This window comes from Kitasatospora sp. NPDC032757, from assembly GCF_055579305.1.
Genome location: NZ_JBVINN010000007.1, coordinates 184,711 through 204,279, shown reverse-complemented (window position 1 = coordinate 204,279; position 19,569 = coordinate 184,711). Strand labels below are relative to the sequence as shown.

The following is a 19,569-nucleotide window of genomic DNA, read 5'->3' as shown; positions in this document are numbered from 1 at the left end:
GCTCTGCGCCTGCTCTGCCCTGCGGCAGCGCCTGCGTCTGCATCTGCATCTGCGTCTGTCCCGTGTCTGCCCCCGCCCCGCTGCGCCGCGCCCTGCCGGGCCCGTCAAGGAGGAACCCATTGAACCGCGACGAGATCGCCGCAGCGGTCACCCGTCTCGTCGATGAGGTCGGGCCCGCCGGAGCGCCACGGCCCGCCCCCGACCTGCCGCTGCGCGAGCACGGGCTCGCCTCGCTCGCGGCGACCCGCCTGGCCATCGGCATCGAGGCCGTGTGCGGGGTGAAGATCGCGGTCGACTGGATCGGCGGTGGTGCCACGACCCGGCAACTCATCGACAGGATCGACGAGTTGACGGAAGGGTTCGACGGCGGCCGACGGCCGGTGCCGGAGCCGGCCGCCGCCCCCGGCACGCCGGGGCACGACGAACCGTTCCCGCTCACCCCCGTCCAGCAGGCCTACCTGGTCGGCCGTGACCCGGACCTCGGCACCGACCCGGTCGGCTGCCGGATCTACCGCGAGTTCGCGCCGCCCGCACTCGACCCGGCACGGCTGACGGAGGCCTGGCAGCGCGTGGTGGCCCACCACGACATGCTGCGCATCCTGGTCGACGAGGACGGCCGCCAGCGGATCGCCGCCGCCACGGCGCACCCGGCCGTCCCGGTGCACGACCTGACGACCGCCGCCCCGCAGGCCTTCGCCGACCACCTGGGCGCCGTCCGCGACCGGCTGGCGGACCCGGCCTGGCAACGGGACACCGGCTGGCAGCCGCACCACGTCGAGGTGTCGCTCGGCCCCGACGGCGTCGGCGTGGTCCACCTGGACATCGACGCCATGCTGACCGACGGCCAGGGCCTCCACGTGCTGCTGGACCACTGGTGGCAGTGCTACCAGCAGCCCGGCCACCCGCTGCCCGCCCCGGCCGTACCGCTGCGCGAGGCCGTCCTGGCCCTGCACGGGCGGCGTTCCACCCCCGCCCACCAGGCCGACCTGGACCACTGGTGCGCCCGCCTCGCCGGGGCGACGGCCGCCCCTGCGGCCGCCCTGGTCCGGCCGCAGGCCCGCCCCGGCGGCCACCCGCGCCGCTCGCTCGGCGCGGCCCTGACCCCGGCCCAGTGGAACGCCCTCAAGGCGCACGCGGCGCGCCTGGGGGTGTCGCCCACGGCGCTGGTGCTCACCGCCTTCGCCGAGGTCCTGGCCGCCGACGCCCCCGGCCGGCCGTTCACCCTGGTGCTGACCACCACCGACCGGGTCCGGCTGCCGGCCGGCACCGAGCAGCTCGTCGGCCCGTTCACCTCCACCGCGCTGCTGGCCGTCACGCCACAGCCCGACCACTCCTTCGACGACGCCGCCCGCGCCCTGCACGACCGGCTCTGGGCGGACCTCGCCCACACCGGCGTCTCCGGGGTGGAGGTCCTGCGCGAGCTGCGCGCCCGCGACAGGTCGGCGCCGCCGGCCGCGCTGCCGGTCGTCTTCACCAGCCTGCTGGACACCGGCACCGGCACGCCGGACGGCCTCTCCGCCCACCTGACGCACGCGGCCGGCCGAACCGCCGGCATCGCGCTCGAACACCAGATGTGGGAGACGGGCGGCGCCCTGCACTACCGCTGGGACGTCGCCGACACCCTGCTCGCCCCGGGCGCCGCCGACACCCTCTTCACCGCCCTCGGCAACACCCTGCGCGACCTGGCCTGCGGCGCCGGCACCGACGAGGAGTCCCGGCCGCTCAACCAGCTCCAGCAGGCGTACTACGTGGCCCGCGCCCAGGGCGCCGCCCCCTGGGACGGCTGTCAGGTCTACCACGCCTTCGAGCTCGACCAGGTGGACATCGGCCGGCTGGAGGACACCTGGCACGCCATGACCGAGCGGTACGACGTGCTGCGCAGTCACCTGTCCTCCGACGGCGAACTGCGGGTGCGCCGCACAGCGGGCCCGCGCCGCCGGATCCCGGTCATCGACCTCCCCGCGGACGGCATCGACGGCCCCGACGGCACGGACGGCCCTGGCAGCCCCGGAGGCCTCGGAGGCCCCGACGGCGGGGACGTGGTGGACGCGCTGCGCGACCGGATGGCCGGGACGGCCTTCGCGCTCGGCCGCTGGCCGCAGTTCGACCTCCGGGTGACCCGGGCCGCGACGGGCCGGGCGACCCTGCACTGCGCCATCGACCTGGCCGTCGTCGACGGCCGCAGCCTCCATCTGCTGCTGCGCGAGCTGGTCGCCGGATACGCGGGGCGGACCGCCGTCCGGCCCGCCCCGCCGGCCCCCGCCGCCGAAACCGCGGCGCCGGACCAGGCCGCCGTCGCCTACTGGCGCGAGCGCTTCGCCGCGCTGCCCGCCGGCCCGGTCCCGGCCGGGGGAGCCGACCGCCGCCGGATCCGCCACTCCGGCGTCCTGACCGGCTGGCGGCGCACCCGGGCGGCCGCCGAGAGCCGCGGCCTGAGCCCCGACGCCGCGCTGCTCGCCGTCCTCACGGAGGCTCTGGCGACCCGGGTGGACGGCGACTTCACGGTGGTCGCCGCCCGCTGGCACCCTGACGACGAACACCGCCGCCCGGGCGAGCACACCCGGCTCAGCTGGCTCGACCACGGGCCGGCCGCACTCCCGCTCGCCGAGCGGGCCGCCGCCCACCAGGCGCGGATGGACCGGGACGACACGCTCGGCGCCGGCGCCGACGGGCTCGCCGAACTGCGCCGCGTGGTCATGCGGGAGCGGGCCGGCGCGGGCCTGGCCTTCCCCGTCGTCCACACCGGCCTGCTCGAACTCACCGAACACGCGCCACCGCCCGGGGCACGCACCGCGCGGTGGATGACCTACACCCCGGACGTGAGCCTGGACAGCATCTGCGTCGAGGACGGCGACGAACTGCACTACCACTGGGACGCGGTGCCGGGGGACTTCGCCCCCGCCGGGCTGGAGGCCATGTTCGCGGCCTACCGGCACCTGCTGGCCGGCCTCGGCGAGGCCCTCACGGCGTCCGCTCCCACGGCTTCCGCGGCGGCGTCGGCCACGGCGACAGGGCCGGCCTCCGCGACGGGGCCGGTCTCCGCGACGGGGCCGGTCTCCGCTACCGGTCCGTCGGTCGAGCCGGCGGCCGGGCCGGAGCCCGCTCCGGCCCGGGCGCTCAGCGCCCAGGAGCGGGAGCTGGTGCTGCACACCTGGAACGACACCGCCGTGCCCGTCCCCGACGAACGCCCCGTCCACCTCTACGTCGAGGACCAGGCCCGGCGCACCCCGGACGCGCCCGCCGTGCTGCACCCCGGCGGCACCGTAAGCCACCGCGAACTCGACCGCTGGGCCAACGGCATCGCCCACCGCCTCCGCGCCCTCGGCGTCGACACCGGCCAGGTGGTGGCGATCGGCGCCCGGCGCGGCCCGGCCCTGGTCGCAGCCGTCCTCGGCATCCTCAAGGCGGGCGCCGCCTACCTGCCCGTCGAACCCACCGCCCCCGCCGAGCGGACCGCCGGCATGCTCGCGGACACCGGTGCCACCCTGCTGCTCACCACCGCGGACACCGGGCCGCTCGCCCTCCCGGACGGCGTCCGGGTGCTGGAGATCGACCACGACATCGTCCCCGCCGCCACCGCGCCCCGGCCGACCGCCCACCTGGACGGCACCGCGTACGTCATCTTCACCTCGGGCAGCACCGGTCGGCCCAAGGGCGTCGCGGTCTCGCACCGCCCGGTGGCCAACCTGCTGCACTGGTGCCGGCGCACGTTCGGCCTGGGGCCCGGCGACCTCGGACTGATGGTCACCTCGCTCGGCTTCGACCTCTCGGTGTTCGACATCTTCGGCCTGCTCGGCAGCGGCGCCGCCGTCTACATCGCCGACGAGGCCCAGCAGAAGGACCCGGCGCTGCTGCTCGACCTGCTGCTGGAGCAGCCGATCACCTTCTGGAACTCGGCGCCCACCACGCTCGCCCAGCTGATGCCGCTGCTGCCCGCCCCGGCCGGCGACGGCACCGGCGGCCCGAGGGGTACGGACGACCTGCGGCTGGTCTTCCTCAGCGGCGACTACACCCCGCTGTCGCTGCCCGACCAGCTGCGGGCGGTCTTCACCCGCGCCGAACTGGTCAGCCTGGGCGGCGCCACCGAGGCGACCGTCTGGTCCAACTACCACCGGATCGGCACCGTCGACCCGGCCTGGCGGAGCATCCCGTACGGCCGGCCGATCGACAACGCGCGGTACTACGTCCTGGACGAGCGGCTGGAGCCCTGCCCGATCGGCACCGAGGGCGACCTCTACATCGGCGGGGACTGCCTGGCGCTCGGCTACCAGAACCGGCCGGAGCTCACCGAGGAGCGGTTCCTGCCCGACCCGTTCGTGGCGCGCCAGGGGCAGCGGATGTACCGCACCGGCGACCGCGCGGCCTTCGGCCCGGACGGGGTGATGACCTTCCTCGGCCGGGCCGACACCCAGGTCAAGATCCGCGGGCACCGGGTCGAGCTGGGCGAGATCGAGCACCGGCTGCGCAGCCACCCCGCCGTCCGGGAGGCCGTGGTGCTGGTGCGCCCGAGCACCTCCGGGGACCAGAAGGTCGTCGGCTACCTGCTGGCCGCCGGTGACCCGCCGTCGGCGTCCGAGCTGCGGGCGTACGCCGCGCTGGCCCTGCCGGACTACATGGTCCCCAACCACCTGGTCCTCCTGGACACCTTCCCGGCGACCGCCAACGGCAAGCTGGACCGGGCCGCGCTGCCCTGGCCGCTGCCGGCCGCCGCACCCGTCGCGGCCCTCGTTCCTGTTGCCGTCCCAGGTCCCGTCCCCGTCTCCGCTGCGGCCCCCGCACCCGCCGCTCCTCCCGCTGCTCCTCCCGCCCCTGCCGCGTCGGCGTCCGCCGCCGGGCTCGCCGAGGAGATCGCGCAGATCGCCTCCGGACTGCTCGACGGCCTGCCGGTCGACCCCGGGCAGGACCTCTGGGACCAGGGTGCGACCTCGTTCACGATGGTCAGGATCTCCCGGACCCTCCAGCAGCGGCACGGGGTGCGGATCCCGGTCAGCGCGCTGCTGGACACCCCGACCGCGGCCGGGATCGCCGACCGGCTCGCGCGCGAACTCGGCGCCGCCCCGTCGCCCGCCCCGCAGGCCCCGGCCGGGCCTGCCCCGCACGCCGTGCCCGAGCCCGCGGCGCAAGCCGTGCCCGAGCCGGCTCCCGCCCCGTACGCCGTGCCCGCGCCGGCTCCCGGACCCGCCGCCCCCGCACCGGTACCCGCGGCGGCTCCGCAGTCCGTGGACGTGCTCTCGCCCGAGGAACGCGCCGCCTTCAAGGACGGCCGCTGGAACCTGCGCCCGCCCTCGCCGGCCGAGCCCGCCGTGCCGCTGCCCGCCCCCGACGCCCCCGCCGAGCGCCACCTCGCCCGCGCCAGCCGGCGGGAGTTCGGCCCCGGTCCGCTGCCGTTCGCCCACCTCTGCGCGCTGCTCGACCGCCTGCGCGCGAGCGAGGCGGACGGCCGCGAGCGGCGCGGTTACCCCTCGGCCGGTGACACCTACGCCGTCCAGACCTACCTGTACGTGCGCCCCGGCGCCGTCGAGTCGCTGCCCGGCGGGGTCTACTACCACGACCCGGTCACGCCCGCGCTGCGCCTGGTCAACCCGGCCCCCGCACTCGACCGCTCCGCGCACTTCTTCTACAACCGGCCGCTGTTCGACCAGGCGGCGTTCGAGCTCTACCTGATCGGCCAGCCCCGGGGCATCGCGCCGCTCTACGGCGCGGACGCGGGCCGCTTCCTGCTGCTGGAGGCCGGCTACGTCGGACAGCTCCTGATGGAGGCCCAGCAGGAGACCGGGGTCGGCCTGTGTCCGATCGGGAGCGTGGCCTTCGACCGGGTCCGCGCCGAACTGCGGCTGGACGACGGCCAGCAGTTCCTGCAGTCCTTCCTCGGCGGCCTGGCCGCCGACCTGCCCGCCGCCGCGCCCATGGCACCCGGGCCCGTGCCGGTGGCCGCCGCCCCGGCCGAGCTGCCGGGCCCGGCCGGGCGGCGCGCCGGTGTCACCCCCGCCGCCGTGATCGGCCTCGCCGGCCGCTACCCGCAGGCCGGCTCGCCCGAGGAGCTCTGGCACAACCTCCTCGACGGCCGCCGCTCGATCGCCGCCGCGCCCCCCGCCCGCGCCGGCGACACCGGCAGCGTCCCCGGCGGCTACCTCGACGACATCGACGGCTTCGACCACGCCCTGTTCCGGCTCTCGCCCGCCGAGGCCGGCACCCTCGACCCGCAGCTGCGCCAGCTGCTGCACGCGGTGCACCAGTGCCTGGAGGACGCCGGGCACACCGCGGACTCGCTGCGCCGGGCCGCCCCCAGGGTCGGCGTCTACGTGGCGACCATGTGGAACGACCACCAGCACGTCGGCGCCGCGCGCTGGGAGCGCACCGGGCGCGCCGAGGTCTCGGCCGTCGCCGCCGACATCCCCAACCGCATCTCGCACCTCTTCGGGTTCCGCGGGCCCAGCGTCGCCGTCAACACCTCCTGTTCCTCCTCGCTCACCGCGCTGCACCTGGCCGTGGAGGCCCTGCACCGGGGTGACTGCGACGCCGCCGTGGTCGGCGCCGCCAACCTGGTCGCGCACCCGTACCACACGGCGCTGCTGGCGGGCCTGGGACTGGTCGCCCCCGAGGGCGTGCGGGGCGCCTTCGACGCCGCCGCGAGCGGCTGGTCCCCCGGGGAGGGCGTGGGCGCGCTGCTCCTGCGCCGGGTCGAGGACGCGCGCCGCGACGGCGACCACCTGCACGGGGTGGTCGAGGGCAGCTGGATCGACTTCGCCGGCGGCTCCCACCGCTTCGGCGCCCCCGACGTGGCCGCCTTCCAGGAGTCGATGGCCCGCGCGCTGGACCGGGCCGGGGTCACCACCGAGGAGGTCGCCTACGTCGAATGCGCGGCCACCGGGGCCGCGTTCGCCGACGCGGCCGAGGTGGAGGCGCTCGGCGGGCTCTTCCGGGACCGCCCGGGCGGTCCCGTGCTGCTCGGCACGCTCAAGCCCGCCATCGGCCACCTGGAGGCCGCCTCCGGACTGGCCCAGCTCACCAAGGTCCTGCTCCAGCTGCGCCACCGCACCATCGCCCCGACGCCCACCGCCGAGCAGCTCAGCCGCCTGGTCGACTGGGACGCCCTGCCGGTCCGGCTCGCCGACCGCCGGCTGCCCTGGCCCGCACCCGAAGGCGCCGCGCCTCTGCGGGCCCTGGTCAACGCGGCGGGGGCGACCGGCTCGCTCGGCCACGCGGTCGTCCGCCCGGCGACGGCCGCGGAACGCTCCCCGGCCGGCGGCGACACCCCGCGCGGTCCGCTGCTGGCGGTGCTCTCCGGGCGCGACGAGGCCGCCCTGCGCGGCGCGGCGGCCCGCCTGGCCGAGCGGCTGCGCACCACCGACCCCGACCCGGCCGACCTCGCGTACACGCTGCAGACCGGCCGCACCCACCACGCGCACCGGCTCGTCCTCGACTGCGCCGAGGGCCTGCCCGCGCTGCGGGCCGCGCTCGCGCACTACCTGGCGGGTGGTCGGCCCGCCGCGCCCTCCGACGGACCCGGCGCCGCCTGGCTGGCGGGCGCGGAGGTGGACTGGCCCGCGCAGTGGGCGGTGCCGGCCCGCCGGGTGCCGCTGCCCACCGAGCCGTTCCCGGTCGCGCCGGTCGCGCCGGTCGCCCGGGAGGCCGGCGCGGCCCCGGCACCCGCCGTGCCCGCCGCCGCGGCCCGGCCGGCGCCGTCCGGCGAGGACGTCGCCCGTGTCGAACGGCGCCTGGTGGAGCTCTACGCCCAGGTGTCCGGCCTGCCGCAGGCCTCGATCGACCCGCACACGCCGCTGGACCAGTACGGCCTCACCTCCTTCCTGGTGGCACGGCTCAACGCCGGCCTGCGCGCGGAGTTCGGGATCACCTCGGCCACCCTCCTGTTCGAACAGCGCGACCTGGCCGGTGTCGCCCGCAGCGTCGCCGCGCTCGCCGCCCCCGCTCCCGCCGCCGGGGCCGCGTCGGGCCCGGCACCCGGCGCTGCGGACGGGGACGACCTCGCCGTGATCGGCCTCGCCGGCCGCTACCCGGGCGCGGCCACCGTGCAGGCGCTCTGGGAACAGCTGCTGGCCGGCGCGGACCTCGTCACCGGCCTGCCCGCCGGGCGGCGCACCGGCCGGCCGGGGGAGGAGCTGATGCAGGGCGGTTTCCTGGACGGGGTGGACCGCTTCGACCCGCTGCTGTTCGGCATCACCCCGCACGACGCCGACCTGATGGACCCCCAGGAGCGGCTGCTGCTGGAGGTGGTGTGGGAGACCCTGGAGGACGCCGGCTGGCCCAGGGAGCGCCTGCGCCGGGCCCACGGCCCCCGGATCGGTGTCTTCGTCGGCTCGATGCACCACGAGTACCCGTACTTCGGCGTCGAACGCACCCTCACCGGTGCGCCCGTCGCCGCCGGCTCGACCCCGGCGGGCATCGCCAACCGGGTGTCGTACTTCCTGGACGCGCACGGCCCCAGCCTGACCGTCGACACCATGTGCTCGTCCTCGCTGACGGCGATCCACCTCGCCGCGCGCAGCCTGCGCGACGGCGAGTGCGAGGTGGCCCTGGCCGGCGGGGTGAACCTCTCGCTGCACCCGAACAAATTCGTGCAGCAGCGGGCGATGGGCATGACCTCCTCCGACCACCGCTGCCGGGCCTTCGGCGCGGGCGGCGACGGCTTCGTGCCCGCCGAGGCGGTCGGCGCCGTCCTGCTCAAGCCGCTGGCCCGGGCGGTCGCGGACGGGGACCGGATCCACGGCGTGATCAAGGGCACGGCCGTCAACCACGGCGGCCGCACCAACGGTTACACCGTGCCCGACCCGGCCGCACAGGGCCGGGTGGTGGCCGAGGCGCTCGCCCGCTCGGGCGTGGAGCCCGGGACGGTCGGCTACCTGGAGGCGCACGGCACCGGTACCGCGCTCGGCGACCCGGTGGAGATCGCCGGACTCCAGCAGGCGTTCGGCGCCCTGGCCCCGGGCCAGGTGGCCGTCGGGACGGTCAAGTCCAACCTCGGGCACGCCGAGGCGGCGGCCGGCATCGCCGGGCTGACGAAGGTGTTGCTCCAGCTCAGGCACGGGCGGCTGGTCCCCTCGCTGCACGCCGACGAGCTCAACCCCGCGATCGACTGGGCGGCCTCGCCCTTCCGGGTGCAGCGCTCGGCCGCCGACTGGCCCCGCCCGTCCGGCGGTCCGCGCCGGGCCGGGGTCAGCTCCTTCGGCGCCGGCGGGTCCAACGCCCACCTCGTGGTGGAGGAGTACCCGCAGCCGGTGCCCGCCACGGCGGCGGCGGCCGACCCGGCGGGGCCGCAGCTGGTGCTGCTGTCCGCACGCACCGAGGAGGCACTGACCGGGCTCGCCGGCCGGTGGGCCGACCACCTGCGGAGCACCCCCGTGCCGGCGGACGGCGCAGCGGAACTCGCCGATGTGGCCCATACCAGCCGGGTCGGCCGGGAGGAGCTGCGCGAGCGGCTCGCCCTGGTGGTCTCCTCGCCGGCCGAACTGGCCGAGCGGCTGGCCGCGTTCGCCTCCGGCCGGGGCACGGCCGAGCTCCGCGGGCGGGTGAGCGGCCCCTCCGGGCCGGGCCTGCCCGCCGAGCGCGTCGACCCGGCCGGGTACGAGCTCACCGAGCTCGCCCGGCGCTGGGTCACCGGGACGGCATGGGACTGGCAGGCCCTGCCAAAGACCGCCGGACGCCGGATCGCCGCGCTGCCCGGCTACCCGTTCGCGGGCCGGCGCTGCTGGCTCCCGGAGCCGGTCGGCCGTCCGGACGCGACCCCGCCCACGGAGCCGCGGACCGCCGCACCGGTGGTGGCGCCCTTGCCCGGCCCGGTAAGCACGGTGGCCGTCCCGTTGCGCGAGCGCCGGTGGACGGCCGGCCCGCAGCCGGCCCCGGGCACCGTCCCGCCCGGCACGGTGGCGGTGCTCGCCGGCCCCGGCAGCGAGGCCCTGGCCGCGCAGACCGTCGCGCTGCTCGGCGCCCGGGCCGACTGCGTGCTGCTGCGCGAGGGCGCGGACCGGGGCGACGGCGTGCCGGCCTTCCACGACGAGGCCTCCGCACGGCGTGCCCTCGCCGGGCTGCCCGCCCTCGCCGGGGTGCTGGACCTCACCGACGTGGGCCGGCCGGCTGACCCGGGCCCGTGGACGGCGCGGATCGCCCTGCTCCAGGAGCTGATCCGCGCCCACCGCGGCGAACTGCGGGTGCTCCAGGTGACCGAGGGCCTCCAGGACGTCCCGGGTGCCCGCCCGTCGCCGGCCGGCTCCCGGGTCGCCGGGTTCGTGCGGATGCTCGGCGTGGAGTACCCGAGGGTCCGCGCGACCCACCTGGACACCGACCTGCCCCGGGCCGAGGCGGTCGCCGCCGAGTGGGCCGCCGGGCAGCCGCCCGCCGAGGTCTGCCACCGGGGCGGCCGACGGCTGCTCCCGCAGTGGAGCACCGTCGAGGCGCCGGCGGCGGTGCCGTTCACGGCCGACCCCGCCCGGGCCTACCTGGTCACCGGCGGCACGCGCGGACTCGGGGCGACGGTCGCCCGTCACCTGGTGGCCCGCGGCGCCCGCCGGATCGCCCTCGCCTGCCTGCGCGAACTACCGCCCCGGGAGCGCTGGGACGACCCGGAGCTGCCCGCGGCCACCACCGAGGCGGTGAGCACGGTCCGCGACCTGGAGCGGGCGGGCGCCCGGGTGCTGGTGTTCACCGGCGCGCTCTCCGACCGGGCCCGGCTGTCGGCCTTCCTGACAGAGGTCCGCACCGGACTGGGCCCGATCGCCGGGGTGGTGCACTGCGCCGGGCTCGGCTCCCGGGGCCCGGCGGCCTTCGTCCACAAGCGGTGCGACGACATCCGGGAGGTGCTGGAGCCGAAGACGGACGGGCTGGAGACCCTCGCGGAGCTCTGCGCCGAGGACGGGCCGGACTCCCTCGTTCTCTTCTCCTCGGCGTCCTCGGCGCTGCCCCGGCTGGCGGCAGGGGTGAGCGACTACGCGGCGGCCAACGCCGCCACGGACTTCGAGGCCGGCCGGCTGGCGCGGCTCGGCCGCGGCCGGGTCCGCGCGGTGCAGTGGCCGGTGTGGGCGGACGGCTCCGCCGGGGACGAGGCCCGGGCGGCGGCCCGGGCCGCCGGGCTCGGCGAGCTGTCCACCGCCGACGGGCTCGCCGTCCTCGACTGGGCGATGGCCTCCGACGGCCCGGCGGTCGTCCTGGCGGCCCCGCCGGTGGCCGGGGCCCCGCAGCCGACCGCCCCCGACCGCGTTGCCGCCCCGGCCTTCGCGGCGGGTGCGGTGCCCGGGTGGCTGGCCGAGGTGTTCGAGACGGTCGCCGGCGTCCCGCGCGGGGAGCTCGAACCGACCGCGTCCTTCTCCGAACTCGGCGTCGAATCGGTGATGCTGGGCGAGCTGGTGGTGGAGATCGAGCGCCGCACCGGCCGTCCGCTCGAACCCGCGGTGCTGCTGGAGCACGACACGCCGCAGGCGCTCGCCGCCCACCTGGCCCGGGTGCTCCCGCCCTGGCCCGGCCCGGCTGCACCGGCGGCACCGGCCGCACCGGCTGCAGGGCCCGCCCCGGCAGCTCCGCCCTCCCTGGTCGGGCCACCTGCCGCCGTCGAGCCGTTCGCTCCGGTCGAGCCGTCCGCCTCGGGCGAGCCGTCCGCTTCGGCTCCCGTCGAGCCGTTCGCACCGCCCGCGGCCGCGGAGCCCGTAGCCGGGGGGCGGCCGGACCGGATCGCCGTCGTCGGGATGGCCTGCCGCTTCCCCGGCGCCCCCGGGCTCGCCGCCTTCTGGGAGCAGCTGGCCACCGGGGCGGACGCGGTCACCGAGGTCCCGCCCGGCCGCTGGGACACCGCGCGCCTCTACCGCCCGTCCTACGAACCCGGCCGCAGCATCAGCCGGTGGGGCGGTTTCCTCGACGCCATCGAGGACTTCGACCCCGACCACTTCGGCATGACCGAGGAGGAGGCCACCGGCCTCGACCCGGCGGTGCGGCTCTTCCTGGAGGGCGCGGAGAGCGCCCTGTGCGACGCCGGCTACCCGCAGGAGGAGCTGGCCGGCCGCCAGGTCGGTGTCTTCGCCGGCGCCCGGATGTCCGGCTACCGGCACCGGGCCGGGGCGGGCGGCCCGGCCGGGCTCGGCGGCGACCAGAACTTCATCGCGGCCCGGGTCGCCCACCAGTACGATCTGCGCGGCCCGGCCATGGTGGTGGACAGCGCCTGCTCGTCCGCACTGGTCGCCGTCCAGCTCGCCTGCCGAAGCCTTCTCGCCGGAGAGTCCGAACTGGCCCTGGCCGGCGCGGTGGAGGTGCTCCTGGACGAGGAGCCCTACCTGGAGTTCAGCGCGGCCCGGGCCCTTTCCCCGTCCGGTCGCTGCCGGACCTTCGACGAGCGGGCGGACGGCTTCGTCCCGGGCGAGGGCTGCGGGGTGCTGCTGCTGAAGCGCCTCGACGCGGCGCTGCGCGACGGCGACCGCATCCACGGCGTCATCGACGCGGTGGCCGTCAACAACGACGGCCGGACGATGGGCCTGACCACGCCCAACCCCAGGGCCCAGGCCGCCGTGGTCCGCCGGGCGCTGGCCGACGCCGGCCTGCGGGCCGGGCAGATCGGCATGGTCGAGGCGCACGGCACCGCCACCCTGATCGGCGACCCGATCGAACTGCGGGCCCTGACCGACGCCTTCGCCGACGGCACCGCCCAGGCCGGCCACTGCGCGATCGGCAGCGTGAAGTCCAACCTGGGCCACCTGCTCAGCGCGGCCGGGATCGCCGGGCTGATCAAGGCGCTGCTGGCGGTGGAGCACGCGGCGATCCCGCCCACCCTCGGCTGCGAACGGCCCAACCCGCGCTTCGACCTGGCCGGTTCGCCGTTCCGGGTGAACACCGAACTCTGCGCCTGGCCGGCCGGGCACCGCCGGATCGCCGGCGTCAGCGCGTTCGGCCTCGGCGGGACCAACGCGCACGCCGTGGTCGGCGAGCTCGACCCGGGCTTGCGGGCAGGCCACCAGCCCGTCCGGGAACCGCTGCCGCAACCGGAGCTCAAACGACGCCGGTTCTGGCTGGAACGCGAACCGGACGCCTGGCCGCCGCACGGGCCGATGCCTGCCGGGGCGGTGCCTGCCGGGCCGGTGCCTCCCGGGCCGCCGCCGGGCTCCTCGGGGCCGGTGGCCTCGATCCTCGACCTCCGCTTCGCCGGTGACGACGACGCGATCGCAGAAAGCCTCGGGCAGAGGGGAACACGGCCGTGACGGACCGACCGATCGAGTGCCGGGTGGTACTGACGGCCACCGACTTCATCATGCGCAACCACCACGTGCACGGGGTCTCGGTCATGCCCGGGGTGACGTTCCTGGACATCCTGCTGCGCATCCTGCGCAGCCAGGGCCTCGACCACGAACAGGCCGTGCTCACCCGGATCCTGTTCACCGAGGCGGTGGCCACCACGGAGGGCCGGGACCGCGAGATCCGGATCACCATCGGTGCGGCCGGCGCCTCCGGGCAGCGTCCGGTGCGGGCCGACAGCCGCTGGGCCGGCGTGCCCGGCTCGCCGTGGCGGGAGAACCTGACCGCCCTCCTCGGCTTCGACGCCGCACCCGTCGCCACAGACCCGGCGCGGCCGGCCGTCGCCGCAGCGCCCGCGGCCATCGACCTCGACGCCCTGCGCTCCGGCGCCGTCCGCCGGTACGACATGGCCGAGCTGTACGCGCGGGCCCGGGACGAGAACATCCGGCACGGTCCGGCGATGGCCTGCCACGGCCTGCTGCACGTCGGTGACGGCTACCTGCTGGCCGAGTTGACCACCGGTGCCGAAGCGCCCGACCCGGCCGCCTTCCACCTGCACCCCGCACTGCTCGACGCCGCCACCATCGCCGCGTACGGGCAGACCGAGGCCGTCTCCCGTGAGCCGTTCATCCCGGTCTACATCGACCGGTTCCGGGCACCCCAGGCGCTCGGCCGGACGGTCCACCTCTATGTGCCCGGCGTCGAGCGGCTGGCCGGCTCCGGCGACGTGATCCGCAGCGACTACGGCCTCTACGACGAACAGGGCCTCCTGCTGGCCGAGTTCGGCGCGCTCACCTGCAAGCGGATCCGCCGTCCGGAGCTGATCACCCGGCTGCTCGACGAGCCCACGGCCCGGGCGACGGTGGCGGCACCGGAGACGGCCGAACCGGCCACCCCGGCCGGTCCGGCCGTCGCAGCCGGCCCTGCCACCCCGGCCGGCCCGGTCGGGTCGGTGGCGGCCGGGCCCGAGGCCGTCGCCGCCTACACCGCCCGGCTGCGGCAGCTCGCCGGCGAGGCGCTCGGCCGCGAGCCGGCCGAGGTCGGCAGCGGCACCGGCTTCTACGAGCTCGGCCTGGACTCCGCCGACCTGGTCCGGATCAGCGCCCTGCTGGAGGAGACGGTGGGCAGCCCGCTCTACCCCACGCTCCTGTTCGAGTTCACCGACATCGACAGCCTCGCCGCCCACCTCGCCGAGACCCACCCCGCGGGCGCGACGGCCGCCGCCGCACCGGAGCCGTCCGCCGCCGCGGCCCCCTTCGCCGCCGCCGCCCCCGCCGCCGGACCCGGGCCGTCCGCCACCGCGCTCTTCCGGCCGCGCTGGTACCCCGCGCCGGCCCCGGCTGCCGCGGGGTACCGGCCCGAGGGCGACGTCCTCCTCTTCGCCCCCGACGGCGGGCCGGACGGTCTGGCGGCCGAGCTGGCCGCCCGGTGCGAAGGCGCCACGGTCGTCACGGTCGGCCCCGGGCCGGTGTTCGAGCAGGCCGGAGTCACCGGCTACCGCCTCGACCCGGCCGACCCCGGCCAACTGGACCAGCTCTGGTCGGCGTTGGAGGCCCGGGGGATCCGCCCGGCCGCCCTGGTGGTCCCGGCCGCCGCGGAGCCCGCCCCGGCGTCCGACGGCCCGCACGGCCCGGCCCTGACCGTGCTGCGCCTGGCGCGCTCCGTGCTGGGCCGGCGTCCTGCCCGGGCAGCGCAGCTCCTCTTCGTCCACCCCGCCCCGGCCGGTGGCGGCGCGCCGGAGCACCTGGCGGTCGGCGCACTCGCCCGGTGCGTCACGGCCGAGGCCCCCGCCCTCGCCTGCCGCTGCGTCGGCGTGCAGCACTGGACGGCCGGCGCCGTCGCGGAGGCCGTGCTGGCCGAGCTCGCCGCCGGCGCGGCGGCGCCGCAGTCCCGGCACCTGGACGGGCGCCGCGAGCTGCGGGGCCTGGCGCCCGCCGCGTCACCTGCCGAGCTGCCCGCCGCCCTGCCCTCCGTCCTGCCCGCCGCCGGCCCGGACGCGGCCCTGCCGCTGAAGCGCCACGGCGTCTACGTGGTGACCGGCGGCGGCGGAGCCCTGGCCACCGTCCTCGCGGACCACCTGGCCAGGCGCCACGCCGCCCGGATCGCGCTGGTCGGCCGCCGCCCGATGAGCGCCGAGCAGGCCGCCCGGGCCGAGGAGTGGCGCGCCGCCGGCGCGGAGGTCGTCTTCCTGACGGCCGACGTCACCCGCCGGGCCGACGTCGAGGCGGCGCTCGCCCTCGTCCGCGAGCGGTTCGGTCCGCCGGACGGCGTGTTCCACACCGCCGGTGTCACCGCGGACTCGCTGGTGCGCAACAAGCCGGACGGCGCGCCGCCGGCAGTGGTGGCGCCCAAGGCCCTCGGCGCGGTGCACCTCGACCGGGCGACGGCCGGGGACCGGCTCGACCTGTTCGTGCTGTACTCCTCGCTGTCCGCCTCCCAGGCCAATCCGGGGCAGAGCGACTACGCCTTCGCCAACGCCTACCTGGAGCACTTCGCCGAGGCCCGCGCCGCCCGCGCGGACCGGCCCGGGCGGACCTACGCCATCGGCTGGCCTATGTGGGCCGACGGCGCGATGAAGCTCACCCCCGACGCCCTCGACCACGCGCGCCGCACCAGGGGGACGTGGCCGATGCCCACCGCCGACGCCCTGGACCTGCTGGAGCGCGTCCTGGCCGGCCCCGGGGGCACGACGGTGGCGGTGCACGGCGCACCGGACCGGGTGGCCGCGCCGTTCGCCGGCGCGGATGCCGCCCCGGCCGCCGATGCCGCCCCCGCCGCCGGTGCCACTTCGGCCGCCGATGCCGCCCCGGCCGGCGCACCGGCCCGGGCGCACGACCGGCCCGATGCCCCGGCCGCAGAGCCCGCGCAGCCGGCCGAGCCCTCGCACGCCGCCGAGACCGAGGACGCCGTCGAGACCGACGACGCCGTCGCGATAATCGGGCTGGCCGGCCGCTACCCACAGGCCCCGGACCTCGACGTGTTCTGGCAGAACCTCGCCGAGGGCCGGGACAGCATCACCCCCGTCCCCGAGGAACGCTGGGACCACAGCGCCCACTTCGCCCCCGAACGCGGCCGGGCCGGCTCCACCTACAGCCGCTGGGGCGGGTTCCTCGACGGCGTGGACCTCTTCGACCGCGAGTTCTTCGGCATCTCCCGGCGCGACGCCGAGCGGATGGACCCCCAGGAACGGCTCTTCCTGACCATCTGCTGGCGCGCACTGGAGGACGCCGGCCGCCCGGCGCCCACCCTGGCGGGCGAGACGGTCGGCGTCTTCGCCGGCGTGATGTGGAACCACTACCAGCTGTTCCAGGACCAGGGCGTGGCACCGACCGCCCTGCACGCCGCCGTCCCCAACCGCGTCTCCTACACCTTCGGCCTCACCGGGCCCAGCCTGGCCGTGGACACGGCCTGCTCGTCCTCCCTGACGGCGATCCACCTCGCCGTCGAGAGCCTGCGCCGGGGCGAGAGCACCCTCGCCCTGGCGGGCGGGGTGAACGTCACCGTCCACCCGCAGAAGTACCTCCAGCTGGCGCAGGGCCAGTTCCTCTCCGACGACGGCCGCTGCCGCAGCTTCGGCGCGGGCGCCACCGGCTACGTGCCGGGGGAGGGTGTCGGCGCGGTCCTGCTCAAGCCGCTGCACCGGGCGCTTGCCGACGGCGACCACATCCACGGCGTGATCCGCGCGTCGGCCGTCAACCACAGCGGGCGCACCAGCGGCTTCACCGTCCCGAGCCCGCACTCGCAGGCCGAGCTGATCCGCACCGCCCTTCGGCGCTCCGGCGTCGACCCGCGCACGATCGGCTGCATCGAGGCCCACGGCACCGGGACGTCACTGGGCGACCCGGTGGAGATCGAGGGTCTGCGCCAGGCGTTCGCCGGCAGCGCGGCGACGCCCGGCAGCTGCGCGGTGGGATCGGTGAAGTCCAACATCGGGCACCTGGAGAGCGCCGCCGGGATCGCCGGCCTGACCAAGGTGCTGCTGCAACTGCGCCACGGCCGGCTCGTCCCGTCACTGCACGCGGACGAACCCAACCCGCACCTCGACCTCACCGGCTCGCCGCTGCGCATCCAGCGCGAGGCCCAGGAGTGGACCGGGCCGGCGGACGGCGGCCCCCGCCGGGCCGGGATCAGTGCGTTCGGCGCGGGCGGCGCCGGCGCCCACCTGGTGGTGGAGGAGCACCCGGCCCGCGCCGAGCCGGCGCCCGGCCCCGGCGGGCCGCTGCTCTTCGTCCTCTCCGCCCCGCACCGGGCCGCCCTGCACACGCAGGCGCGGCTGCTGCGGGCCCACCTGGACACCGGCCACGCCGGGGGGACCGGCGCGGCCGCCGGGGATCCGCCCACCGGGACGCTGGTCGGGCTCGCCGCCGACCTGCTCGGCGTACGCACCGACCAGATCGACCCGGACGCCTGGCTGGGTGATCTCGGGCTGGACCCGTCCAGCCTGTTGGAGCTGGCCCGCCGGATAGGGCAGGAACTGGCCTGCGACCTCCCGCCGGCCGCCCTCGCCCCGGACGGCTCGCTGCGCCGGATCGCCGAACTGGTGGCCGCCGACCGGCCTGCACCCGGCGCCGGCACCGGCCCCGATCCGGCCGACGTGGCGTACACCCTGCAGGTCGGCCGGACGGCGCGGCCCCACCGGCTGGCCGTCGTCGCGGACGACCGGGCCACCGCGCTCGACCGCCTGCGGGCGGGCCTGGACGCCTTCCTGGACGGCGCGCCGTCCGAGGGCGCCGATGTCGTCACGGGCGCCCCGGACCAGCCGGGCACCGGCCCGGCGACACCGCCCTCGCCCGAGGCCTGCGTGCGGCTCCTGAGGCAGGGGCGCCTGAGGGAGCTGGCCGCCGCCTGGGCGGCGGGCGCCGAGGTGCCCTGGCACGAGGCGTACGGCCCCGAAGGCGGACCCGCCGGCCGGCGGATCCCGCTGCCCACGCACCCCCTCACGGAGGAGAGCTGCTGGCTGGGCCGGTGGCGCGGCGCGCCGCAGGAGCCGGCCGCCGCCGGGAGGGCCGACGCAGAGACGGAGCAGCCGAGGGTGCGACAGCGGACGGCACAGCAACGGACGGCACAGCAGCGGACGGCACAGCAGCGGACGGGGGATCAGACGGTGGCGCCGACGGGCCTCCCCGGGGCCGATGGCCCCGCGGTCGAACTGCGGATCCTCGATCCCGGCATCGCCCTGGTGGTCATGCACGGCGACACCAACATGTTCACCGAGGAGACCGTGCGCGGCCTGGAGGCGGCCTTCGCCGAGCTGCGCGCGGACGAGGGCGTCAAGGCCGTGGTGCTGACGGGCGGCGGTCCGGCGTTCAGCATGGGCGGCACGCCCGAGGCCCTGGAGCGCCTGGCCGGCGGCCGGGGCAGCTTCACCGACGTGCCCTTCCTCTACGAGGGCCTGCTCTCCTGCGACCGCCCGGTGATCGCCGCGATGTCCGGGCACGCGGCCGGCGGCGGCCTGATGTTCGGCCTGCACGCCGACCTGGTGCTGATGGCACGCGAGGGGACGTACGCGGCCAGCTTCCTCAAGTACGGCTTCACCCCCGGCATGGGCGCCACCTACGTGCTGGAACGCCGGTTCGGGCGGTCGCTGGCCACCGAGATGTTCTACACCGGCAGGCCGTTCGGCGGCGCCGAGCTGGAACGGCGCGGGGCGCAGGTCACCTTCCTGCCGCGGGACGAGGTCCTCCCCGCCGCGCTCGACCTGGCCCGGGCGATCGCCGCCCAGCCCGTCCTGCCGGTGCGCGCCCTCAAGCGCGAGCTGGCCGGCCGCACGCTCGCCGAACTCGGCACGGTGGTGGCCCGCGAGGCCGAACTGCACCGCCTCGTGCTCGGCCGGGACGCGGTGAGCCGCGTGCACGAGCACAGCGCGAAGGTGCGCGGCTACGCCCACCCGGCGAGCGCGGCGCCGCCGGCCCCGGCAGCCCCGGCGGTCACCGCCCGGGTGCCCGCCGACGCCCCGCCACCGGACCGGGCTCCCGACCCGGCTCCCCACCTCACACTCGCACCGGCGCCTGACGCGACGCCGGAGACGGCACCGGTGCCGGCTCCGGAGGCCGAGGGCCCGGACCGTGCCCGTGCCGAGGTCGTCGCCGTGGTCATGGAGACGCTCTGCGGTCATCTGTACCTCGACCGGGACGAGATCGACCCCCGGCTGACCTTCAGCGAGATGGGCGTCGACTCGCTCGGGGCGGTCGAGATCGTCCGCGACCTCAACCAGCACTTCGGCCTCGACCTGGACTCGGTGGCGGTCTACGACCACCCGACGCTGGACCGGCTGGCCGACTTCGTCGGCGCCGAGTCCGCCCGGGGCCGCGCCCTGCACGCCGCCGCCGTCCGCCCGGCCGC

At 77.4% G+C, this 19,569-nt stretch carries 2 protein-coding genes (1 of these 2 only partly in view); both read left to right on the top strand.

Features of this window, described 5'->3' with window-relative positions:
- The first annotated feature begins 119 nt into the window (after nt 1-119).
- Complete coding sequence (locus tag ACZ5WK_RS12915) at nt 120-13,193, top strand: amino acid adenylation domain-containing protein (protein WP_465547391.1); 13,074 nt, start codon at nt 120-122, stop codon at nt 13,191-13,193.
- Nucleotides 13,190-19,569: the start of an SDR family NAD(P)-dependent oxidoreductase gene (locus ACZ5WK_RS12910; RefSeq protein WP_465547390.1), read on the top strand. The gene runs 14,356 nt beyond the window's last position; 6,380 of the gene's 20,736 nt are visible here — the first part of the coding sequence; it begins with the start codon at nt 13,190-13,192; the stop codon falls past the right edge of the window. The genes ACZ5WK_RS12915 and ACZ5WK_RS12910 overlap by 4 nt, the downstream gene beginning before the upstream one ends.